18 protein-coding genes are annotated in these 17,382 nt (G+C 31.7%); all 18 read right to left on the minus strand.

The features are described from left to right. A partial coding sequence (locus tag VJ881_00950) for an NADH-dependent [FeFe] hydrogenase, group A6 (protein HKL74608.1) occupies positions 1-1,682 on the minus strand: 1,682 nt, incomplete at its 3' end. Between the two features lie 24 nt (positions 1,683-1,706). After that, positions 1,707-3,509, minus strand: a complete 1,803-nt coding sequence (nuoF, locus tag VJ881_00955) for an NADH-quinone oxidoreductase subunit NuoF (protein ID HKL74609.1) — start codon at positions 3,507-3,509, stop codon at positions 1,707-1,709. A 26-nt stretch (positions 3,510-3,535) separates the two neighbouring features. Further along, a complete protein-coding gene (locus tag VJ881_00960) occupies positions 3,536-3,901 on the minus strand; it encodes a (2Fe-2S) ferredoxin domain-containing protein (GenBank protein ID HKL74610.1) in 366 nt (121 codons plus the stop codon). Between the two features lie 35 nt (positions 3,902-3,936). Beyond that, complete coding sequence (nuoE, locus tag VJ881_00965) at positions 3,937-4,434, minus strand: NADH-quinone oxidoreductase subunit NuoE (protein HKL74611.1); 498 nt, start codon at positions 4,432-4,434, stop codon at positions 3,937-3,939. A gap of 118 nt (positions 4,435-4,552) precedes the next feature. Continuing rightward, on the minus strand, positions 4,553-5,278 hold the full coding sequence (locus tag VJ881_00970; GenBank protein HKL74612.1) for a PHP domain-containing protein: 726 nt from the start codon (positions 5,276-5,278) through the stop codon (positions 4,553-4,555). Next, positions 5,265-5,624: a DRTGG domain-containing protein gene (locus VJ881_00975; protein ID HKL74613.1), complete on the minus strand. Its 360-nt coding sequence runs from the start codon at positions 5,622-5,624 to the stop codon at positions 5,265-5,267. The genes VJ881_00970 and VJ881_00975 overlap by 14 nt, the downstream gene beginning before the upstream one ends. Next, positions 5,602-6,969: a [Fe-Fe] hydrogenase large subunit C-terminal domain-containing protein gene (locus tag VJ881_00980; GenBank protein HKL74614.1), complete on the minus strand. Its 1,368-nt coding sequence runs from the start codon at positions 6,967-6,969 to the stop codon at positions 5,602-5,604. The genes VJ881_00975 and VJ881_00980 overlap by 23 nt, the downstream gene beginning before the upstream one ends. Before the next feature lie 20 nt (positions 6,970-6,989). After that, positions 6,990-7,412 carry an ATP-binding protein gene (locus VJ881_00985; GenBank protein ID HKL74615.1) on the minus strand — a complete coding sequence of 141 codons (423 nt, stop codon included), beginning with the start codon at positions 7,410-7,412 and terminating at the stop codon, positions 6,990-6,992. A 16-nt stretch (positions 7,413-7,428) separates the two neighbouring features. Then, the gene (locus VJ881_00990; GenBank protein HKL74616.1) at positions 7,429-7,785 is read right to left on the minus strand and encodes a hypothetical protein; all 357 of its coding nucleotides are present in this window, start codon (positions 7,783-7,785) and stop codon (positions 7,429-7,431) included. Between the two features lie 164 nt (positions 7,786-7,949). Next, a complete protein-coding gene (locus tag VJ881_00995; GenBank protein ID HKL74617.1) occupies positions 7,950-9,101 on the minus strand; it encodes an amidohydrolase in 1,152 nt (383 codons plus the stop codon). A gap of 26 nt (positions 9,102-9,127) precedes the next feature. Further along, positions 9,128-10,138 (minus strand): asparaginase, encoded by a 1,011-nt coding sequence (locus VJ881_01000; GenBank protein HKL74618.1) that lies wholly within the window; start codon positions 10,136-10,138, stop codon positions 9,128-9,130. Positions 10,139-10,279: 141 nt separating this feature from the next. Further along, positions 10,280-10,630 carry a type II toxin-antitoxin system PemK/MazF family toxin gene (locus VJ881_01005; protein ID HKL74619.1) on the minus strand — a complete coding sequence of 117 codons (351 nt, stop codon included), beginning with the start codon at positions 10,628-10,630 and terminating at the stop codon, positions 10,280-10,282. Positions 10,631-10,762: 132 nt separating this feature from the next. After that, positions 10,763-10,927, minus strand: a complete 165-nt coding sequence (locus VJ881_01010) for a hypothetical protein (protein HKL74620.1) — start codon at positions 10,925-10,927, stop codon at positions 10,763-10,765. A gap of 126 nt (positions 10,928-11,053) precedes the next feature. Next, positions 11,054-13,300, minus strand: a complete 2,247-nt coding sequence (locus VJ881_01015; GenBank protein HKL74621.1) for an IGHMBP2 family helicase — start codon at positions 13,298-13,300, stop codon at positions 11,054-11,056. A gap of 42 nt (positions 13,301-13,342) precedes the next feature. Continuing rightward, entirely contained in the window at positions 13,343-13,888 is a 546-nt protein-coding gene (gene dcd / locus VJ881_01020; GenBank protein ID HKL74622.1) for a dCTP deaminase, read from the minus strand. 17 nt (positions 13,889-13,905) lie between these two features. Continuing rightward, the gene (locus VJ881_01025) at positions 13,906-15,444 is read right to left on the minus strand and encodes an NAD(P)H-hydrate dehydratase (GenBank protein HKL74623.1); all 1,539 of its coding nucleotides are present in this window, start codon (positions 15,442-15,444) and stop codon (positions 13,906-13,908) included. Beyond that, positions 15,444-15,824, minus strand: a complete 381-nt coding sequence (acpS, locus tag VJ881_01030) for a holo-ACP synthase (GenBank protein ID HKL74624.1) — start codon at positions 15,822-15,824, stop codon at positions 15,444-15,446. The genes VJ881_01025 and acpS overlap by 1 nt, the downstream gene beginning before the upstream one ends. Positions 15,825-15,942: 118 nt before the next feature. Further along, positions 15,943-17,382: glutamine--fructose-6-phosphate transaminase (isomerizing) (glmS, locus tag VJ881_01035; GenBank protein HKL74625.1), on the minus strand; the 1,440-nt coding region annotated here is incomplete at its 5' end.

Raw genomic sequence — 17,382 nt, forward strand, 5'->3', positions numbered from 1 at the left:
TGGTGTGAATCTCCACTAAGTGGTTCACCAAGATATTCCTCATAAAGTCTTACTATCATTGGGTTTTTATGCGATTTTCTAATAACTTTACTTTCATCTATGCTGGCAAGTCCTTTACCTCTCTTTTCTTTTATTTCTTTATTTACTGGTAAAGGCTGTCCACCTCCACCAACACATCCGTTAGGACAGGCCATAATTTCAATGAAGTCATACTTGCATTCTCCAGCTTTTACTTTATCTAATAACTCTGCTGCTCGTGATAATCCATTTGCTATAGCTATATTTAAGGTCATATCACCAATTTTAACTTCAGCTTCATTAACTCCTCTAAAACCAAGATCAAGTCTTTCTAACTCTTCACCTGTCAATTTTTCTTTAACAGTTCTTACTGCAGCTTCAGCAACACCACCAGTTGTACCAAAAATAGTTCCAGCTCCAGTTGAAGTACCCATCATTTCATCATATTCCTGATCATCAAGACGGGTGAAATCAAGACCTATTTCTCTTATCATTCTTGCCAATTCACGAGTTGTAAGAACAGCATCAGTATCCTTATAACCACTATCATTCATTTCTTCTCTTTCTTTTTCAAACTTTTTGGCTGTACAGGGCATTATGGAAACTGTATATATTTTTTCAGGATCAATTCCACTTTCTTCAGCATAATATGTTTTTGCTAAAGCAGAAAACATCTGTTGAGGTGACTTAGCTGTAGAAAGATTATCTAATAGCTCTGGATAATTGTGTTCAGCAAATTTTACCCAACCTGGACAACAGGAAGTAATCTGGGGTAAGTCTTTTTGACCTTTAACCCTTTTTAATAACTCATTACCCTCTTCCATAATTGTAAGATCAGCTGTAAACTCTGTTGAAAATACTTTATCAAAACCAATTTTATCTAAGGCAGCAACCAATTTGCCAGTTACTACTGTACCAGGTTCATAACCAAATTCTTCACCTAAAGCAGCCTGAATAGCTGGTGCTGTCTGGACTATTACGTGCTTTTCATCATCTTCAATAGCTCTCCATACTCTATCAATTTCACTAACTTCAGTAATTGCTCCCACCGGACAGACTGTTGCACACTGTCCACAGTTAGCACAATTTATTTCACTTTGAGGTAGATCAAAGGCTGTTTGCACAACTGTATCAAACCCTCGACCACTAAATTGCAAGGCAGAAACTCCCTGTACTTCTTCACAAACTCTTACACAGCGACCACATAAAATACATTTATTAGGATCTCTTTTTAGAGAAGGTCCAGTATCATCTATTTCATGTTCGCGAGTTTCTCCTCTTAATTCTTCCATATCATCACTATTTATACCTAAGCTATAAGTTATATCCTGTAATTCACAACTTCCATTTCGATCACATCCAAGACAGTCATTAGGATGATTGGCAAGTAATAATTTTACATTTCTTCTTCTTGCCTTTCTGGCCCTTGCACTTCTAGTATTAATAGTCATTCCATCTTCAGCAGGAGTACAACAGGAAGCCAATAATTCTCCTGATTCTAAATCTTCTACTACACAAACTCTGCATGCACCGTGTATTGTGAGATCAGGATGATAGCATAAAGTAGGTATATCAATACCTAATTCTTTTGCTGCTTCTAAAACAGTTGCTCCTTCTTCAACTTGAATTTTCTCATTATCTATAGTTATATTTATTTCAGACATCTATTATCCCTCCTTTTTTTAATTTTAACCCTGTGATATTGCATCTACTGGACAAACATCTTCACAGGCTCCACAGGAAATACATTTATCTGGATCAATTTCATAAACTTCTTTTGATTTTCCACTTATAGCATCTACTGGACATTCTTTGGCACACATACCACAACCAATACAGGTATCTCCATCTATTACATAAGCACTAGTCATTCCAGGACAAACACCTGCAGGACACTTTTTGTCATAAATATGTGCTTCATATTCATCTCTAAAATATTGCAAAGTAGAAAGAACAGGATTAGGAGCAGACTGACCCAAACCACAAAGAGCAGTATCTTTTATATGATTTGCCAGTTCTTCAAGCAGTTGAATATCTCCCTCTTTACCTTTTCCATCACATAATCTATTCAAAATTTCAAGCATTCTTTTTGTACCTTCACGACAGGGTGTACATTTACCACAGGATTCACTTTGAGTGAAATTAAGGAAAAAACGAGCAACATCAACCATACAGGTGCTATCATCCATAACAACCATACCACCTGAACCCATCATAGCTCCAACCTCAAGAAGTGAATCATAATCTATTGGTAAATCAAGATAGTCAGCTGGTATACATCCACCAGATGGACCACCGGTTTGTACTGCCTTATATTCTCTACCTTCTGCAAGACCTCCACCAATATCAAAGATAACTTCTTTTAAAGTTGTACCCATAGGAACTTCAACAAGACCTGTATTATTTATTTTACCTGTTAGAGCAAAAACTTTTGTACCACTACTATTTTCGGTTCCTATAGAAGCAAAATCATCTCCACCATTATTAATGATATATGGTATATTACCAAAAGTTTCAACATTATTGATATTAGTTGGTTTACCCCAAAGACCTTTATTAGCTGGATAAGGTGGACGAGGTCTTGGCATACCTCTCTTACCTTCAATGGAAGCCATTAGTGCAGTTTCTTCACCACATACAAAAGCACCAGCACCTTTTTTAATATTTAATTTAAAATCAAATCCACTGTCAAATAAATTTTCTCCTAATAATCCATAATCTTCAGCATCTTTTATTGCTTTTTTGAGTCTTTCAATAGCAAGAGGATATTCAGCTCTTACATATACATAACCTTCATTAGCACCAATAGCATAAGCACCAATAATCATACCTTCAATTATACGATGAGGATCCCCTTCAAGTAAACTTCTATCCATAAAAGCTCCTGGATCACCTTCATCAGCATTACAAATTATATATTTTTCATCACCTTCTGCAGAATTAGCAAACTGCCATTTCAATCCAGTGGGAAAACCTCCACCACCTCTTCCTCTTAAACCAGAATCTTTCACTTCAGAAATTATTTTTTCAGGTTCCATTTCTGTTAAAGCTTTACCAGCAGCTTCATAACCACCAGAAGCTATATACTCATCTATATTTTCCGGATCAATTTTTCCACAATTAGATAATACTATTCTTTGTTGTTTTTTATAAAAATCTATATCCTGATAAGAAGGAATACTCTCTTCAGTCATTGGCTCTTTAAATAATAAGCGTTCTACTGTTCTTCCTTTTAGTAAGTGTTCTTCAACAACTTCTTCCATATCTTCAGGGTTTAATTCACAATAAAAAACACCTTCAGGATAAATAACCATAATTGGTCCTTTTTCACAAAAACCATGACATCCTGTTTCCACTACTTTAATTTCGTCCAGAAGATCATGTTTTGCAAGTTCATCCTGTAAACTAAGTTTTACATCTTCTGCACCAGAAGATTTACAACCCGTTCCAGTACAGATTAAAATATGAGAACGATATATAGTTTCATTCATAATAGTCTTTTATACCTCCTTCAGTTTTATTCTTCCATTCGAGCAATCACAAGATCATTTACAACATTTCCATTTATAACATGTTCTACTATAATTTTACTTACATCTGAAGGTTCAAGATTTCCATAAGTTATTCTTTCCTTACCTGGTAATTTAATATCAAGTAAAGGTTCTTTTTCACACATTCCTATACACCCTGTTTGAGTAACTGTCACTTCAATATCTCTTTTTTTAACTTCTTCCATTACTTTTTTGAGAATTTCTCTTGCTCCAGCTGCTATACCACAGGTCCCCATCCCAACAATTATTTTTGGTTTTTCCTTATTATCTCTGGCATTAAGATCTTTTTTTACTTTGTCTCTCAATTCATGTAATTCTTCAAGAGATTTCATCTTAATATCACCTCTCTATATCTATTATTTTTCTACTATTTATATTGTTCCAAAATTTCTGGTACTTTTTCAGGAGTAAGTCGACCATGAGTATCATCATTAATCATAATAACAGGGGCTAAACCACAGGCACCAATACAGGCTACAGTTTCTAAAGTAAATTCAAGATCTTCTGTAGTCTCTCCACTTGAAATATCAAGTTCATCTTCAATTTTTTCTAAAACAGGTCCTGCTCCTCTTACATGACAGGCTGTACCCTGACATACTCTAATAATATTTTTGCCTCTAGGTTCCAAATGAAACTGACCATAAAAAGTAACTACTCCATAAACCTGACTTAAAGAAAGATTTAAATTACAGGCAATTTCTTTTAAAACATCTTCCGGTAAATAACCATATTCTTTTTGAGCATCCTGAAGAACAGGAATAAGATTCTTTTCGCTTTTTTCATAATCAGTCATAATTTCATGTAGAGGTTTAAGGTACTTTTCTAAATTCTTTTTTTCATCCCCACAATTACAGTTACAAGACATATAAATATACCTCCTTTTATATAATTAAAATTATTATAAATTTTTGTTTTTTTAATTAGTTATTAGATTCACATGAAGCTGATATCATTATATGTTACAAAAAAATCAATGTCAATAGTTAATTTAAGTTAAAATTTCCAGATTTCAAATTTTTAAATAAATTTTCAAAATTAAAGTTTTTAAGCTTTAATTGACTCATTATTTTTATTTCATCTAAATAGTGACTATCAGAATTTTTAATCAAAATATAGTTATTTAAATAACTATATTTTTCTTTAAGATTTTTCATTTCTGAATTTTTTGATATTTCCAGAATTTTAAAATTTAAATCCTCTGGAATAAAACCTAAATTTTTAATAATTCCATAACTTTTATCTACATGCGATGGAATAACTATCCCTCCTATTCCCCTTGTTTTATTTACTATTTGATTAATATTTAAATTTACTGCTGTAGCCAACATCCTTTTTTCCTTAGCTCTATAATCATCTTTTTCATCTGTTAATAACTGATAACCAAAATATTCTTCATCATTTTCTCTTTTAGGTAAATTTTTATAAATTATTTTTTGAAAGCTTAATAATTTTTTTATATCTGGAAAAAAACAAAGTAAATGAATTTCTTCTGAACTTTCCACTTCCATTCCAGGAATAACATTAATTCCATATTTTTTAGCTAATGACATTGCAACTTTAACATTTTTAGCACTATTATGATCAGTTATAGCTATGATGTCAAGCCCTTTTTCCTTAGCTTTTTTTAAGATATTTGCAGGAGTCATAAGTAAATTTGCACAGGGAGATAATACAGAATGTATATGAAGGTCTATATTATATTTTTTCATTTTCATCTTCTGCCTGATCATTTTCTATCTGATATAATAAACCTGCCAATTCATAACTGCTCAGATTAGAACGAAGAATATTTACTCCTTTTTCTTTTGCTCTTTTAATTGCCTTATCTTCAATTTCAAAACCCTCAGCCACAACAACTGCAGCAACCTCTGTCAAAAGTGCAACAGCAATTACATTTTGGTGGCTTTGTACAGTAAACCAGAGATCACCTTTTTGAGCTTTAGCCATTACATTACTCAAAAGATCTCCACAATATCCTCCTCTTACCTTTTCTTCTAATGAAAATTCCACAATAACTTCTAAATCCAGTTTATCAATTATCTTCTTCAACTTCATATTCTTCCACCTCACTTTCTTTACTCATAACCGGAGGAAGTTCATGGGCTAATGCTGACATTTCATCAGCTAAATCTCCAACTTTCTTTCTGAGCATAAATACACAATCTGTTCTTTTAGCCTGCCCATTCACTATATCTTCAGCTAAAGTTTCACAATCTGGAGCTCCGCAGGCTGCACAATCAAGTCCCGGTAAAATTTCAATTTCTTCTTCAATAGCTGTTAATTTTTCCATAGCTTTATCTAAATCCTCATCCAGTTTAGCTACATCAGTTTCCTTGAATTTTTGACTAAGTTCATAATTGTAAGCTGAAAAATCCTGATCAACTAATAATTTCCCTGGAGATTGATTTTTATATTTTTCTACTAATTTTTTTATATTATATTTTGCCTGAAAGGAATTGTTAACATTTAAAACTCCTCCAACACATCCCTGAGGACATGATACTAATTCAAAATATTTTATACCATTAATATTGTCTCTAGAAATTTCTTCTAAAATTCCTTTAACCTCTTTTATTCCTGAAACTGAAATAGTTTCATTTTCATCATAATCATTTAAAATATCCTCTTCTCCCCCACTTTGCCCCCAACTAATTCCTAAATAAGGATATTCTTCATAGTCTTTATCATCTGAAGCCATTTTTTCTTCAAAATTTTCTTCTTCCATGATGTCTAGCAATCTGTCATATATTTTTTCAACTGCAATTGCTCCATCTAAAAAACTTTTTTCCTGTCCTAAAGGATTTTCAACTGTAGTTAATTTTGCAGGACAGGGAGTTACAAAAAATACACCAATATCATCTTTAGAAATATTCTCCTTTTTAGAAATTTCTCTTTTTACTTTTTCAGCCATTAATTCCACTGGAGATTTAATAGGTACTAAATTTTCTAACAATTCCGGAAATACTAATTTTATTAATCTTACTACAACCGGACATGATGAAGAAATATATGGCCCTTTATTATTTGTTAAAAATTTTTTTGTTTTTTGAGATATAGCTTCTGCAGCCATAGCCACATCAAAAACACCGGAAAAACCTGTCAACTTAAGTCCTTTATAAATCTTATTTATATCTATTTTTTCATTAAATTGGCCATAAAAACTTGGGGGAATTAAAGCACAGGAGAATTTATACTCGTTTATTTCATCCAAATTATTGGTTTCAGTATATTTAGCATGATATTCACAAGTTCTAATACACTCTGCACAATCTATACAAAGATCCTCTTTTATTTGTGCTTTCCCTTGATGCACTCTTATTGCTTTTGTTGGACAATTTTTTACACAATTAGTGCATCCCTCACATTTATCTTCTTTTAAAAGAACAGAATGTTTTTTCATATATTTCACCTACTCTCCACTTAAACATTTAAGAAGGCTTTAATAGTAGTACCTTCATCTTCAGAAGTCTCAATTTCCATTTTATCTGAATATTGTTCTACATTATTTAAACCCATACCAGCTCCAAAACCTAGTTCGCGTATTTCATCTTCTGCAGTAGAGTAACCAGCCTGTAAAGCTTTATCAATATCTTTAATTCCTGGTCCTTTATCCTCTGCTAAAATTTTTATTTCCTGATTATTAATTATAGCTGTAATTTTTCCACCTTCAGAATGAATAATTATATTCATTTCCAATTCATAAGTAATAATAGAAATTTTTCTTATAATCTGAGTTTCTACTCCTAATTTTCTTAATATTGATTTTAATTTACTGGAAACTTCTCCACCTTTTTTAAAATTCCTTCTCTCTATTTCTTCTTCTATTAATTTTTTACTACTCAAAATTATTCCTCCACTCCTACTCAATTTCATGTAATTTTTCAGGTCTTATACCTGAATTATATAATAGTCCACAGCTTTCAAATAATGGTTTTTTACTATAAAAAAGTTTTATTCCCTTCTCTTTGGCAAGTTGAACTGTATCTAAAACAGGTTTTTTACCTCTTACAAAACAGATAACTTCTATATCTGTCATTTCTGCAGTTCTTACAACCTGAGGATTAGTAAGGCCAGTAAGAAGCATTGTTTTACTATGAGAGAAAGCTAAAACATCACTCATCAAATCAGCACCACATGCTGTTTCTATCTCCAAATCTTCATATTTTTCAAAAACTGATTCAGCTTCCAGCAGTTCAACTACTTTGGATAATTTCATATAAAAACCTCCAGAACTTTGAGCGTATTGTGATTATAATAACTTAATAACTAATAATTTGTCTTAATTATACGATAATTTAAACAAATTATCAACTTAAAATAGCAGCTCTCTTTTTATATCATGAGAGCTGCTTTAATATGATTTTAATAATTTATTTTACTTTAATCATCTATTTTTTCTCCATTAATAAATACTTTTTCAACTTTTGAACTAAAATCAAATGGATCTCCATCAAAAACTACTAAGTCTGCATCTTTACCTTCTTTAATACTTCCAACTCTATCATCCACACCTAGAATTTCTGCTGGATTAATAGTAATTGCCTTAAGTGCTTCTTCTCTATCCATTCCTGATCTAACTGCTAAAGCTGCATAAACAGGCAAGTAATGAATAGGTACAACAGGGTGGTCACTCATAAGAGCTACCTTCACTCCCGCTTCAGCAAGAATACCTGGTGTTTCATAAGTTCTATCCATCAATTCTACTTTAGATCTAGTAGTTAAAGAAGGACCAACAATTGCAGGAAAACCAGCATCTACTATTTCATCTACAACCTTATGCCCTTCAGTACAGTGTTCTAAAGTAACATCAATATCAAATTCTTTGGCAATTCTAATGATAGTCATTATATCATCTGCACGATGAGCATGGGCTTTTAATGGTAATTCTTTATTAAGAACTCTACTAATACTTTCTAACTTAATATCTCTTTTAAAAGGCTTATCTTCTTCTTTTGCGTGAGTTTTTTCTTTAAGATAATCTTCAGCTTTCATAAAAGTTTCTCTCATTTCAGCAGCTACAGCCATTCTTGTTCGTGGACTTTTATTTTGATCATTATAAACTCTTTTAGGATTTTCTCCAAAAGCAGCTTTCATACCAGCTGGATTTTTCACTATCATTTCATCTACTGTATTACCGGTAGTTTTTAATACCAAATTTTCTCCACCTATTACATTAGCACTTCCTGGACCGGTCATTAAAGAAGTAATACCATGAGTCCTTGCATCTTTCATTCCCTCTTCATGAGGATTTATAGCATCTATAGCTCTTAAATGAGGTGTAATCGGATCTGACATTTCATTATAATCTGCACCTTCCCAACCAATACCCTCTTCACTAATTCCTACATGAGTATGGGCATCTATCATACCTGGCATAACTACTTTACCATTAGCTTCATACACTTCAGCATCTGCAGGTATTTCCAGGTTTTCACCTATTTCTTTTATTTTTCCATCATCGATTATAACTGTTCCTTTATCATAATTTTTTGCTTCCATTGTCAAAACTTTTGCATCTTTAATAGCTATCATTTCTTTTCCTCCTTAGAATTTAAAAATCATTTATTTTTATTTAATTTAAAATCTGCTACTGCTTTTCCTACTTTTGCCCCATGATGATTTTTTATTATATATTCATGGTAATTTTGAAGTTTTTCTAACTGTTTTTTAGATAATAAATCTAATTGTTTCATTGCTTCAATAGTAGCAGGTTTTACTCCTCGACTATTACCATCTTTTACTTTTATTGCTAAACCTATATTTTTTTCTAGATGACCAACACAAAATACAGCCTGAGCTCCACTTTTTGCGAAAAATTCACCTTTACCAACTTTTAGTAATTCGGTATTAAACCTTTTTGTTCCTCCAATTAATTCTGGGTATTTTTCCATACTACTGGTAATCCGGATAGCAGCTTCTCTATATTTTTTAGGTAGAGATTTAGGATTTGTTAATCTGGCATAAGCCAGGGCCATATTTTTTAATGGCAGGCCATAAACTACCACTCCACAGCCATCTACCCCGGTATAAATTTTTTCTCTTGGGTATTCAGTTATTTCACTAATTACATCTAATAAATATTCCTGTAAGGGATGCCCCATTTCAGGATAATCTTCAAGATCCCAATCATTATATTGACACATTGTTAACATCCCAGCATGTTTACCTGAACAATTATTTCTAATTAAAGGAGGTTCTTTCCCTTCTTTGCATAAACGTTTAGCTGTTTTTTTGTTTAGGGGAGGATGGGTTCCACAATTTAAATCAGATTCTTTTAATCCAATTTTATCTAAAATTCCCCTAACAACTTCAACATGCTGATCTTCTCCACTATGAGAAGCACACATAATTGCAAGCTCTTTATCAGTTAAATTATATTTATCAGCAGCACCTGAACTTACAACAGGTAGAGCCTGAACTGGTTTAGCAGCAGAACGCCAATAAGTTAGCATTTCACTATTTCCAAACTCAGCTAGCAAATCCCCCTTATCATTAATAACTGCAATATCCCCTTGATGAATAGACTCAATTAATTCCCCACGATAAACATTAACCATATCTTCGGCCAAAATAATATCCCCCTTCAAAATTTTAAAAAAATTCATAAAAAGATTATAAATTATTAATTCTCTATAAATTTATTCTATAATTTTTAGCCAAATCCTTTAAAAAAACAAAAAGATTCTTCGGTTTCCCAAAGAATCTTGTCTTTATAGATCTATTAAACCCAGACTGATTTCAATTGCCTTATTAACTTTTTTTATTGTCTTATCTTCCAAACTGGTTACTTTTCTCTGTAATCTTTTTTTATCAAGAGTTCTAATTTGTTCTAATAATATAACTGAATCTTTTTTTAAACTACTAACCTCTGTAGGAATTTCTACATGAGTAGGTAATTTTGCTTTATCAATTTTTGATGTTATAGCAGCTACAATAATTGTTGGACTATATTTATTACCTATATCATTTTGAATTACAACTACAGGGCGAACTCCTCCCTGTTCAGAACCAATAACAGGGTTCAAATCAGCATAAAACACATCCCCTCTATTAACATCCACTTTTATTCACACTCCAGTTAATCACACTTGAATAAACTTTCATATTTCATTAAAAAATTTCCCAATTTCTAATCTCTTTTGATAAATATGTAATTAAATAGTCAAAAAAACAGGACAGAGGAGATGAGACTACTATCTTGTCTCATCCCAATTTTCCCCATCATCTACTACAAAACCATTTTCAGCAAGCTTTTGATTGAGTGATGCCATTTTTTGGTATCCTTTTGCTAATTCTTTGGCAATTTTTTTGCGTTCTCTTTTACTTAAATTATACCCCTGTTTAAGATTATCACCCATTTTTTCACCTCTCCAGCTAAGTCATTAACAACTTTATAATAAATTAGATTTGTTAATAGTATATAACAAGCTAAAACTCCTGTCAATAGGGGTTTTATAATATTTAACTCAAATTTCATATTTTAATTATAGAGAATAATATAATCCATTTTCTTTAACATAATTAATTAAATCTTCATATAAACGATGATTACTAATAGTATTTTGGTCCCCGATAATTATTAATTTTCTTTTGGCTCTTGTCAGAGAAACATTCATTCTTCTCAAATCGCGTAAAAAACCAATATTATTTCTCTCATTACTTCTAACAAGTGAGAGAACTACTAATTCCTTTTCTCTTCCCTGAAAACCATCAACAGTATCAATTTCTATTTTTTCAGATTTACATCGATGATTTAATAGATCAACCTGATCTTTATAAGGTGTTATTACAGCTATCTTTTCACCGTTAACTCCTAACTTTTGAGCTTCATCTACTAGATCTAATACTATTTCTGCTTCTACAGGATTATCATAAGAATTAGATGAAGATAGTGACCTTTCTTCAGCTTCCATATTCGAAGTATCAATAAATACTATAGGTTTATCAGGTATTAATGCTTTATCAGTAAAACATTTATTTTTATCACTTTCTACTCCCAAATCTTTAAGTGTATGATCTGCTACTCTTTCATCACTTACCAAACGTCCACTATAAAACTTATGGTTAGAAAAATTCATTATCTTATCATGCATTCTATATTGAATCTGAAGTAATGACCAAAATTTATCTCCCTGTACTTCATAAAGTCTTTCAAAAAGTGATTTTTTCAGACCGGCCTCAGCAGCTTTTTGATTTAGAACTGTGGGAGGCAATTGTTTATGATCTCCAATTAATATTGCTTTATTAGATCTAACAATTGGAATTAAAGCAGCAGGCTCAGTTGACTGAGTTGCCTCATCAATTACTACTAAATCAAATTCTTTTTCATCCATTAATTCAGACCCAGAAGTGGAATTAGTAGAACAAACTACATCAGCATTATCAATCAATTCGTTAATTGCTTTATTTTCAAGTTCATCTACCTTTGAAAAATATTCATCTATTTTTTCCTGCAATTCTAACCATTTAGCCATTTTTTTCATCTGTTGAGGTTTTACTCCTCGACTACCTCTATTTTTTTCGGCATTTTCCTTTATCTGTTCATCACTCATTCCTCTTCGCATACTTCCACCAGGGTGAATATATTTATCCTGCTCTTCTTTTAATTCAAAAGCCTCTTCTCTAATTTGTTGAGCTTTTATATAATCTTCATGTTCTAAAACCTGATAGTCTAAAGTATGCTCTCTTAAAAGTGGTGTTACTCGAATTGGATGACCTGCTCTAACTACTTTCAGACCAGAATCAGCAAGCCTTTCTACAAGATTATCAACAGCAGTATTTGAGTCAGCTGTAGCTAAAACATCTTTACCATTTTTAACAGCCTGATTTATTATTTCAATAGCTGTCATAGTTTTACCTGTTCCAGGTGGACCCTGAATTAAATAAAAGTCTTTTGCTTTAAGTGAATTTTTTACTGCTATTTTTTGAGATTGATTTAAATCATCATTAACCCATTTTACCTCTATTTCATCATCTTCTTTCCATTGTAATTTTTCTTCTCCTAATAGTTTTTCACGAAGTTCTTCTAAGCGTCCTTCAGCACTTTTTAAACTATCCAGTGAATCAAGCATTCTTTGAAAAGTAATATCATTTACATATAAATCCAACCTTAGACCTTTATCAAAAGCAAAAGAAGGCGGCTTTTCATCAAAAACTACTGTAATAGAGTAATTTGTTTTTTCTGCTACTGTACCTTTAGGATTATCATCTGATAAAGGAAATTTTTTACTTATCATAACAAGGTCTCCAATACTTATTTCAGTATCAGGTAATTTTTCACCTTTTTTTACACGCATAAATTTAACAATTGGTTTATTACCAAAAGCTTTACCCTGACCTCTACCTCTGAGATTTAATAAAGCTCTTCCCTTTTTTTCTCTTTCTCTAGGACTTAAGCGTTTAATTTCTAATTCATGTCTTTCCATTTCTTCAGTTCTTTCTAATTCAACTAAACGTCTATATTTTTCAATATATTCACGTAAACCCTCATCTAAAAGATCTTCTGGATTCTTTGGATAGACTTTTACAGAAACTCCACCAATCTGATTATTGTCCATCGAATTAACTACCTGTTTAGCTACACTATCATCTACTTCCACTTCAGCTTTATAATTTTTTATGTCAATTTTACCAATATCTCCACTATTAATTCCAGCTTCATTTATAAAAGCCCCAACAATATCTCCAGGTCCAATACTAGAATCTATATCTGAAATAACGATTTCAATCATTATTATCAACCTCCTTAAAACTACAATTTACATTAATAAGTATTAAATTTCCGGATTATTTTCAAAATCTTGATAAACCTTACTTCCTACTGCATTTTTTTGATTCATATACTTACCATTATAGGGTGTTTCAGCTGTTTGATCCATTTTTGCAAAAACAAGTTGACATATTCTTCTTCCAGCAATTAATTTTATAGGTAAACGATTAGCATTATATAATTCAAGAGTAATCTGGCCAGCAAAACCTGGATCTACCCAACCAGCATTTTGTATAAAAAGTCCCATTCTACCTATAGAACTTCTCCCTTCTACAAAAGCAGTAAGATTTTCAGGTAACTCAATGTGTTCTCTAGTTGTAGCTAGAAGAAAAGAATGAGGTGGTATTACAATTTCATCCTTTTCCATACTTCGATACTCTAATTTATCATTTAAGGTCATAATTTCGGTTAAATTTTCATTGATCTTCAAAAAACTACTTCCAAGTCTTAAATCTACTGAAGCTGGTTGTAACTGTTCTTCAGTAAATGGTTTAATTATTAATTCTTCTTTTTCACGTAACTTATTAATCGATTTATCAGATAATATCATCTCTCTACTCCTTATAGTTAATATTTTTTTAATTCTTTAAAAATCTTCGGTAAATATTTTATTAAATCACTTGCTATAATAGAATATTCAGTTAAATCTTCTTTAGCTTTATCACCAGCTTTTCCATGGAGATAAGGAGCTAAAATTGCTACTTTAGCAGGTTTTATACCTTGAGCTAAAAGACTGGCAGCAATACCAGTCAAAACATCACCACTACCTGCTGTCGCCAGCCCACTATTACCAGAGACATTAAAATATACTTTACCATTAGGAAGCGCTATAATTGTAGTTGCTCCTTTTAGTATTAAATTTACACCGTATTCAGATGCGAATTTTCGACTTATTTCAACTTTATTTTTCTTTATTTCTTTTACACTTTTTTCAATAAGACGAGACATTTCACCTGGATGTGGTGTCATAATCAAATTATCACCACAGTTATTTAAAATATCCAAATCTTTTAAGGCATTAATACCATCGGCATCCAATACTATAGGTTTATTAATATCATTTATTATTTTTCTAACTAATTCACTTATTTCTTTACTCTGTCCTAATCCTGGACCTAAAGCCAAAACATCCATTTTTTCCATTGATTTTCTAATATTTTCAAAAGCTTTTTTTGTTATTTGCTTACCATCTGATTTTAGAAAGTCATATATGATTTCTTTTTTATAATTTAATCCCTTTGGGTCAAAAATATCAGGGAGAGCAGTTTTTACCAACCCAGCACCAGACTTTAAAGCTGCCTCACCTACAAGTGCTGGAGCACCAGGCATATTTTTAGAACCACCTACCACCAATATTTTACCAAATGTACCCTTATGTCCAGTAGGTTCTCTGGATCCTAAAAATTTAGCTGCTTCTCTATTATTTAACACAAAATGGTTATAATTTATTTTTTTGAAACTTTTATCAACCATTCCTAAATCTATTACTTTAATCTCACCACAATATTGCTGACCTGGATTTAAAAGCAAACCAGTTTTATAATAAGCCATAGTTGCAGTCAAATCAGCTTTTACCGCTTTACCTGCTACTTCTCCTGAAAGAGCATTAACCCCTGAAGGTACATCTATTGCAACAACCAGACTATGCTTATTAGTATTTATAATATCTATTAACTCACCATAAATACCACGTGGTTTACCTTCAATTCCAGTACCCAAAAGAGCATCAACAATGATATCAGATTTTTTAGTTTTTAATTTTATTTCATTATCTATTTTTTTTACTTTTTTAATAGGAATATTCTGCAATTTAGCTATTTTATAATTAGTATAATTCACTTCTTTTAATTCTTTAGCTTCACCTGTAAAAAATATTTGAACATTATAACCCCACATATTCAGAAAACGAGCAACAACAAATCCATCACCACCATTGTTCCCTTTTCCACAAAAAATGCTAACCTGGAGTTCATTACTCTCATAATTTTTATCAATTAGTTCTGCTGTGCCTCTTCCGGCCATTTCCATAAGTATAGATGAAGTAAATCCATCAGCTATACTCTCATTATCCATTTTTCTCATTTCAGCAGGAGTCAAAACAATCATTATTTACCTCCTTCGGCAACAACCTGGGCAACTGCATATTCTTTTTCATGTGATAAACTTAAATGCACATTTTTAATATTATTATTTATAATTTCTTTTTCAGCATTATTTCTAAAATTAAGATATGGATTACCATTGTCTTTATGGAGAACTTCAATATCTTTCCAACCAATATTCCCCAAACCTGTACCAAACATTTTCCCGGTAGCTTCCTTTGCTGCAAATCTAACAGCATAATGAGAAGAAGGGTTGGATTTTTTTTGACAATATTCAATCTCTTTTTCTGTAAAAACTCTATGCAAAAATTTCTCCTGCCAGCGGTCTAATAAATTTCTTATTCTCTTAATTTCTACTATATCAATCCCTATACCATATATCATTTTATACACCTTTTTCTTAATTTCATTATCCTAACATTTATTATAAAATATAAATGAATTAATTGCAAAGACATCAAAAAAGTCCTGTCAGCACAAAACTGACAGGACTTAAATTAATTTATTCTACTGTAACACTTTTAGCCAAATTTCGTGGCTGATCTATATCGCAATCTCTATAAACAGCCGCATAATATGCCAATAGCTGGAGAGGAATAATTGTTAAAATAGAGCTTACCATTTCATCTACCTCAGGTATTTCTATGATCTGATCCATTGTTTCTTCATAATCAATATCACTATTTGGAAGAACCAGACCTAAAATATCTCCTCCCCTAGCCCTTACTTCTTCAATATTACTTAATGTTTTTTCCAATACATTTTGACGAGTAGCAATAGCTATCACTGGAGTTCCTTCTTCAATCAAAGCTAAAGTCCCATGTTTAAGCTCTCCAGCCGGATAAGCTTCTGCATGAATATAGGAAATTTCTTTTAATTTTAGAGCACCTTCTAAGGCCAGAGTATAATCAATATTACGACCTATGAAAAAAGAACTATTTATATTTTTGAATTCTTTAGCTTTGTCTTTTACTATTTTTTTACTTCTTTTGATAGTTTCCCTGGCTAATTCAGGTAATCTCAATACATCTTTGATCATTTTTTCTTGCTTTTCCCGGGCTATACTCCCTTTTATTTCACCTAAATATAAAGTAAGAAGATAAAAAGCTGTAACCATATTGACATAGGCTTTAGTTGAAGCAACAGCAATTTCCGGGCCAGCTTTAAGATAGATTACTTCATCAGCTTCTCGAGAAATTGTACTTCCCTTAACATTTACAAAAGCTAAAACCTTCGCCCCCTTTTCTTTAGCAAGCCTGAGAGCAGCCAGAGTATCTGCAGTTTCCCCTGATTGACTTACCACAACTACTAAAGTGTTTTGGTCTAAAATTGGTTCTTTATATCTAAATTCTGAAGCAACTTCTACTTCTACAGGAATATTAACCATTTCTTCAATAAGGTATTCTCCAACTAAACCAGAATGATAAGCTGTCCCACATGCTACTACATAAAGCCTATCAAATTCAGACATTTCTTTTTCTGTAAATCCAATTTCCGAAAAATTAATTCCAGCAGGACTAATTCTATTGTTTAAAACCCGTCTAATCGAATCAGGCTGTTCATTTATTTCTTTTAACATATAGTGTTCATATCCATTTTTTTCTGCCATTTCTGCATCCCAATCAACTTCAAATATTTCTTTATCAACATTTTCTCCATCCAGATCAAAAAGTTCTATATTATTCTTGCTTACTTCTGCCATTTCTCCGTCATCCAAAATATAAAATTGATCTGTATAACTTAAAAAAGCAGTCATATCTGAAGCTATAAAATTTTCGCCATTACTTTTACCAATAACTAAAGGACTATCTTTTCTTACTCCTATAATCTTATCAGATTCTTTTGTAGATAAAACTGCTAATGCATAAGAACCTTCAAGATCTCTCACTGCTTCTCTCACTGCTTCTCTTAAATTTGTTGTATATTTTTCCTCTATAAGATG

It is taken from the genome of Halanaerobiales bacterium, from assembly GCA_035270125.1.
Classification (GTDB): domain Bacteria; phylum Bacillota; class Halanaerobiia; order Halanaerobiales; family DATFIM01; genus DATFIM01.

What these genes read in the sequence shown, in the direction of transcription:
- nuoF (HKL74609.1), bottom strand. Translation starts at nt 3,509, where the DNA reads ATGAATGAAACTATATATCGTTCTCATATTTTAATCTGTACTGGAACG.
- VJ881_00960 (HKL74610.1), bottom strand. Translation starts at nt 3,901, where the DNA reads ATGAAATCTCTTGAAGAATTACATGAATTGAGAGACAAAGTAAAAAAA.
- nuoE (HKL74611.1), bottom strand. Translation starts at nt 4,434, where the DNA reads ATGTCTTGTAACTGTAATTGTGGGGATGAAAAAAAGAATTTAGAAAAG.
- VJ881_00970 (HKL74612.1), bottom strand. Translation starts at nt 5,278, where the DNA reads ATGAAAAAATATAATATAGACCTTCATATACATTCTGTATTATCTCCC.
- VJ881_00975 (HKL74613.1), bottom strand. Translation starts at nt 5,624, where the DNA reads ATGAAGTTGAAGAAGATAATTGATAAACTGGATTTAGAAGTTATTGTG.
- VJ881_00980 (HKL74614.1), bottom strand. Translation starts at nt 6,969, where the DNA reads ATGAAAAAACATTCTGTTCTTTTAAAAGAAGATAAATGTGAGGGATGC.
- VJ881_00990 (HKL74616.1), bottom strand. Translation starts at nt 7,785, where the DNA reads ATGAAATTATCCAAAGTAGTTGAACTGCTGGAAGCTGAATCAGTTTTT.
- VJ881_00995 (HKL74617.1), bottom strand. Translation starts at nt 9,101, where the DNA reads ATGATAGCTATTAAAGATGCAAAAGTTTTGACAATGGAAGCAAAAAAT.
- VJ881_01010 (HKL74620.1), bottom strand. Translation starts at nt 10,927, where the DNA reads ATGGGTGATAATCTTAAACAGGGGTATAATTTAAGTAAAAGAGAACGC.
- VJ881_01015 (HKL74621.1), bottom strand. Translation starts at nt 13,300, where the DNA reads ATGATTGAAATCGTTATTTCAGATATAGATTCTAGTATTGGACCTGGA.
- dcd (HKL74622.1), bottom strand. Translation starts at nt 13,888, where the DNA reads ATGATATTATCTGATAAATCGATTAATAAGTTACGTGAAAAAGAAGAA.
- VJ881_01025 (HKL74623.1), bottom strand. Translation starts at nt 15,444, where the DNA reads ATGATTGTTTTGACTCCTGCTGAAATGAGAAAAATGGATAATGAGAGT.
- acpS (HKL74624.1), bottom strand. Translation starts at nt 15,824, where the DNA reads ATGATATATGGTATAGGGATTGATATAGTAGAAATTAAGAGAATAAGA.